At 59.7% G+C, this 5,202-nt stretch carries 6 protein-coding genes and 2 pseudogenes; all 8 read right to left on the bottom strand.

The genetic code is table 11. The features are described 5' to 3' along the window. Positions 1–216: 216 nt before the first annotated feature. The 8 genes and pseudogenes from NKJ06_RS35925 to NKJ06_RS34235 all read right to left on the bottom strand — a co-directional run bounded on the left by NKJ06_RS35925 (position 217) and on the right by NKJ06_RS34235 (position 4,722). Positions 217–369 carry a hypothetical protein gene (locus NKJ06_RS35925; protein ID WP_502905675.1) on the bottom strand — a complete coding sequence of 51 codons (153 nt, stop codon included), beginning with the start codon at positions 367–369 and terminating at the stop codon, positions 217–219. Between the two features lie 41 nt (positions 370–410). After that, a complete protein-coding gene (locus NKJ06_RS34265) occupies positions 411–581 on the bottom strand; it encodes a hypothetical protein (RefSeq protein WP_352812339.1) in 171 nt (56 codons plus the stop codon). A gap of 287 nt (positions 582–868) precedes the next feature. Beyond that, entirely contained in the window at positions 869–1,099 is a 231-nt protein-coding gene (locus tag NKJ06_RS34260) for a hypothetical protein (protein ID WP_352812338.1), read from the bottom strand. Positions 1,100–1,278: 179 nt separating this feature from the next. Continuing rightward, complete coding sequence (locus tag NKJ06_RS34255) at positions 1,279–1,446, bottom strand: hypothetical protein (protein WP_352812335.1); 168 nt, start codon at positions 1,444–1,446, stop codon at positions 1,279–1,281. Further along, positions 1,434–1,907: a hypothetical protein gene (locus tag NKJ06_RS34250; RefSeq protein ID WP_352812341.1), complete on the bottom strand. Its 474-nt coding sequence runs from the start codon at positions 1,905–1,907 to the stop codon at positions 1,434–1,436. Before NKJ06_RS34250 ends, NKJ06_RS34255 begins: the two co-directional genes overlap by 13 nt. A gap of 199 nt (positions 1,908–2,106) precedes the next feature. Beyond that, positions 2,107–2,655 (bottom strand): annotated as a pseudogene (locus tag NKJ06_RS34245) (molybdopterin cofactor-binding domain-containing protein); the annotation flags it as partial. A gap of 31 nt (positions 2,656–2,686) precedes the next feature. Further along, positions 2,687–3,143: pseudogene (locus tag NKJ06_RS34240) on the bottom strand ((2Fe-2S)-binding protein); the annotation flags it as partial. A 316-nt stretch (positions 3,144–3,459) separates the two neighbouring features. Further along, positions 3,460–4,722, bottom strand: coding sequence for an ATP-grasp domain-containing protein (locus NKJ06_RS34235; protein ID WP_352812333.1), 1,263 nt, complete (start codon positions 4,720–4,722; stop codon positions 3,460–3,462). Between the last annotated feature and the right edge of the window lie 480 nt (positions 4,723–5,202).

The following is a 5,202-nucleotide window of genomic DNA, read 5'->3' as shown; positions in this document are numbered from 1 at the left end:
AATTGCCGTGAAAAAATATGATCTGGTCGTCATCGGCGCCGGTCCTGCCGGATTGGCCGGCGCGTTACAGGCGCACGAACTAGGCCTATCTGGCAGCGGGTTGAAGCTGGAGCTATAATGCTTGCCACGGGCGCACTTGAGCGACCTTTTCCGGTTCCCGGGTGGACCTTGCCAGGCGTCATGTAGACCGATGGTGGGCTCGGCCGCAACTTCCTCCTAGGCCATACTGGCGATGCTGCCAAAGCGCTTCTCGTGGGTGCCGCGCATGATCTGCGCCTCATCGTCAGGGCTGCTCACTTTTTGGCGTGCTTGGATCTTTGCCATCATCCCACCGCTCACCGCAAAAACCGATATTTCGCTGCGTTTCAATAGCCATAATACTTCAATAGCTTAGCCGTTCTAAGGGCGGACTACTTCAGATTGAAGGGCAATTGGCGCACCGGCTTTCCGGTGAGCCGTGCGATGGCATTAGCAAATGCCGGTGCCAAGGGTGGCAGACCGGGCTCACCTACGCCGGCGGGCGGTTCGGCGCTTGGCACGATGCGGATGTCGAATTCCGGCACATCCGTCAAGCGCGCCACGGTATACTCGCTAAAGTTGGTCTGCTCGACGACTCCGCCTTGAGCGTTATTGCAGATCCCGCCAGGCACATTGACAGGCCCATCACTGCCGCGCCCTGTACCTGGGCTTCAACGGTTCCAGGATTCACCACGAGATTGCAGTGCACGCCGGCGGTGACCCGGTGCAGCACCGGCTGTCCGTCAATGACGGAGGCTTCGACCACATAGGCCACCACTGAACTGAAAGACTCGTGCACGGCCACACCCCAGGCTTGACCCACAGAAATCTGCGTCTTGCCGTAGCCGCTCTAGTCCACGGCCAGTGGCAATGCGTCACGGTGGCGGGTGTGCTGATCACCGAAGAGCCGCATGCGATAGGCCACAGGGTCTTGGTCGCTCGTGCGCGCGATCTCGTCGAGCAAGGTCTCCATGACGAAAGCGGTGTGAGTGGAGCCCACGCTACGCCACCAAAGCACCGGCACGTTAATCTTGGGGTGATGCACCATCAGGCGCATCGGGAGCGGATAGGGGTTCCGCATGCCCTCGGTCGCGGTGGGATGCCGTTCTTCACCTCGAGCCGCTCGAACACTGATCCCGCAAGTACGGACTGGCCGACGAGGCTATGATCCCAGGCCAGCACATTGCCTTCTTCGTCAAAGCCGATGCGAGCGCGGTGCAGGTTCATGGGACGGTAATAGCCGCCCCTCATATCGTCCTCTCAGCTCCAGATCATGCGCACCGGCGCGTTCAGCCCTGCGGCGCGAACGGCCTTGGCGATTTCACAGGCCTCGACCACGGTATCGCTCGTGCTTGAGAGGCGTCTGCCAAAACCTCCGCTCGCCATCTGCACGTGCAGCACGACTAGCTCAGGTTTCAGACCCAACACGTCGCCGCGGCTCCGGCATCCAATCCTGCGCTCTGGCTGCCAACCCACAATTCGGCCCCTCTCTCGGCGAGCGCAACAGTGCAGTTCAGCGGTTCCATCGCGGCGTGGGCGAGATACGGGAACACGAACTCAGCTTCTAGATGTAGGGGGGCCGTTTCCAATGACGCGATGTCGCAATCGAACTGGCACGGGCCGGAGCGAGTGGCCATCTCGCGGTACAACGCGACTTGCTGGTCGCTGTCGATCTTTTCGACAATCGATGTATCCCACTCCACCTTAGGGGCATTGCGGCCTTGAGAGGCCTGCCAATATCCGTCGGCGATTACGGCCACGCCCTCTGCGCCACGATCCAGCGGCACGCGCAGGACGGTCTTCACACCCTTGACGTTGCGTGCGGCGGTGTCGTCCAAAGAGGCTATGCGGGCGCCGAAGACCGGTGGACGGGCGACCACTGCGGTCATTTGTCCGGGCCACCGCAAGTCGATCCCGAAGTCCTGTTGTCCGGTAGTATTGGCGCGTGCATCGAGCCTCCCTGTGGGGGCGGCCAATGATGTGGAAGTTCTTCGGATCCTTCAGTCTCACTAGCGAGGGCACGGGCTGTTCCATCGCGGCATCGGCAAGGTCGCCATGACCAAGCTGATGGCCATCGAGGCCCAGGACCATGCCCCTTTCAGTGTGCAATGTGGACACGTTCACGTTCCAGCGCGCGGCTGCGGCACCGAGCAACATGGCCCGCGCGCGGGCGCCAAGCTCGCGATACTGCATGAAGCTGTTCTTGATCGTACTGGATCCGCTCGTGATGTGAATGCCAAAGACTGGGTCAGCATAGGCGGCGTCGTCAGTGCCTAGCCGCCCGCGCACGAGGGTCCAGTCGGCGTCCAGTTCTTCGGCCAGGATCATTGGCAACGCAGTGTGTACACCTTGGCCAAATTCCAGCCGATTGACTGTAACGGTGACCTCGCCATTGGGCGCGATCTGCACAAAGGCAGCCGGCTTGTCCGGTGGTTCGAGGTAGCGGGCCGTCTCAGCCGCATCGGTGGACTGCGCGGGCGCGAGTTGCGGAAAAACGCCGATTGTCAGCCCGAGGGCCCCAGTCAACTTTAGAAAGCTTCGGCGCGGCAACCCTCTAGCAACTTTTGATTGGCGCCTCTCCAGCGTGTGTTGCAGCGCACGTGGCAGGTCCCTGCAATCTAAGGTGTTGGATAACATGCGGCGCCTCCTTCAACGAGTGTACTGGCGGTTCGGCTATTGCGGCGCGGATACGAGCATAGGTTCCACAACGACAGATGTTCCCGGCCATGGCGGAGTCGATCTCTTCGGAAGTCGGCAGCGCGCCAAGGGGCAGCGAGGCGAGTAAGGCCGTCGCGCTCATGATCTGGCCGCTCTGACAATAACCGCACTGCGCCACGTCGTGCTTCATCCATGCGGCGTGGACGGCCGCGCCGACGCGGTGAGTGCCCATCATCGGTCGTTTTTTCGATCGTTGTAATCTTGCGGCTTTCAACGGCGGAGATCGGTGTGCTGCATGAGCGGATGGCCTCGCCATCCAGATGCACCGTACAAGCGCCACAGAGGGCTGCGCCGCAGCCGAACTTAGTACCGCTCATTCGCAGCGTGTCACGCAGGACCCAAAGGATTGGGGTTTCGGGGTCAGCCTCAACCTCGCGCTCTTGACCGTTGATATCCAGTGAGATCATGGCTGTGCTCCCTGGGCTGCTCCAGCTGAATATGCTCCGAAGGGCTGCCGCGAGCTTCTGAGGACAGAGCGGTGCCCGCGACGAGTTCCCCCTCGCAGCCACAGCCAGAACCTCTGAACTCGCCAAGCTTATCTCGATGCCAGAAGGTAGACCGGCATGATGGTCAACAGGCGCTTATTCACAGCGACGATAAAATTCGCGCTCTGCGGGGCTCGCCGCACGTCTCTGTCATGTTCTCAACTGCACCGATGTTCGTCGACTATCAGTTCTTGTCTGGCCTGCGCCGCGTGAAAGAGGTCGCAGCCGCAGATTGTTCCTATTCGTCAACGGTCGGAAATGGTGTGATCGACCAATCGATCAAGTCGACGGCACGCTGAAGTATCGCCTCAGTTTGGGCAAGGCTGGATGAAGCGGCGATGACATGTCCGATGCAGTCTCGCCAGTCGCCTTTCCTGACGATCGGCGTCTTGAGTGCAACATAGAATTTGGCCTCGGCGACACCTGGTACATCAGCCGCCCGACTGTCACCACTGATCCAATCGAGGGTGCCATCGTGATCTGCAACTAGATGCCGCGCGCCTGCGATGTAAGAATGCCTTTTGCGCAAATCCAGTTCGTCGCCGATGGCAAGCTTAATGTGCTCTTTGATGAGATCGACACCGTAAGCCAGCTGAACCATTTGAGGACCGGGCGCGCCACCAAGACGCGGGTTCACCTCAATGACGACTGGGCCAAGCTTCGTCCACCGGAATTCAATGCAGGTTGGCCCCCAGCCAAGGCCGAGGGCTCGCAAACAGCTCAGCGACACATCGGCGATATGCTCATGCTCGTCATCTGTCAACGGGGCCGGAATGATGGACCCACGATAGACGAAATGCGGTGCGGGACCGAAGTCACCAGTGCCAATTCCAATGGTCTGATCTCCCATCATGTCGGCCCAATAAAGGGGGCCTTGTGCGAATTCTTCGACCAGTATCCTCGGCGAGCACAGCCATTTGCGCTGTGTTGGCGAAGGTAGCCGTATGTGCTTCCCGCTCAACAGATAGGCCGTGTGTTCGGCTATCTCATCGGCGTTGCGGCACAATCGGACACCGCTGCTGCCGCCGCCCACGGTTGGCTTGAGAACCACCGGCAGGCCGATCTCAGCGGCAGAGCTTTCAACCTCCGTCGCATTCACTGCCACGCGATAAGCAGGCATTGGAACGCCGGCCCCCGCGAGAAGTTCACGTTGAGTGAATTTATCGCAGCATCGTTCAGTGGATACGGGGTTCGGTCCCGGCAGATTGAAATGCCGGCAGAGCTTGCCGACTGTCGCATAGACCTCCTCTTCTTGGCTCGTGATGCCAGCAATGCCATAGGTCTCACGTAGTTGGGAACATTCGCGGACCAGCGCATCGAGATCATCTGTATCGACACGGATTGTCTCAGTCCTTTCCGCCGCAAAATAGTCGTACTGAGTGGACGCTGGATCGGCCGACAGGATAATCGGACGAAGGCCAAGACGCTGGGCCGCTTGGACGTATAGCAGACCACAGCCCCATGGACCGCCTTCAACCAAGACGAGTGCTCTTCTTGCCATTGGCGTTTGACCTCCGTTGCGTGCTGTCCGGCGGTCTGAGCGCAAACAGGCGTCGTCTTTTTTTCGCGCCTGAACTCAGACTTGCGATGAAGGTACCATTGTCAGCGATTTGCAGTCGCAAAGGTTCTGTAAATTAATTTGAAGGATCTGTTGCAACGTTGCGAGGTCGTGGTCGAGTAGCTCAGCCATTCGGCTTTCGCCCTCACAGATCCGGGCGGGCGGATTTCCCGCACCAAATGTGTTCGAGCACATTTGATGCGTAATGTGGCTTCGGTAGAGATGTGGCGTCGGCCGCCGCGGGCCAGAGGTGGCAGGCCGATGAGAATCCCGAGCGCCACATAACAAACTGGATTTAGGTGATCGGATTTCCCACCTCACTGGAGATCCGAGGCATGTTCGAGGACTTATTCGCCTACCCGAAGGTCGTAGCGCGTCACCATGACGGGCCCGAGGCCTCGAAGCGGCTGCGCTATCTCAAGC

The sequence above is a fragment of the Mesorhizobium sp. M0293 genome (assembly GCF_040321735.1).
Lineage (GTDB): Bacteria > Pseudomonadota > Alphaproteobacteria > Rhizobiales > Rhizobiaceae > Mesorhizobium.
This window is presented reverse-complemented; position numbering and strand designations above follow the sequence as displayed.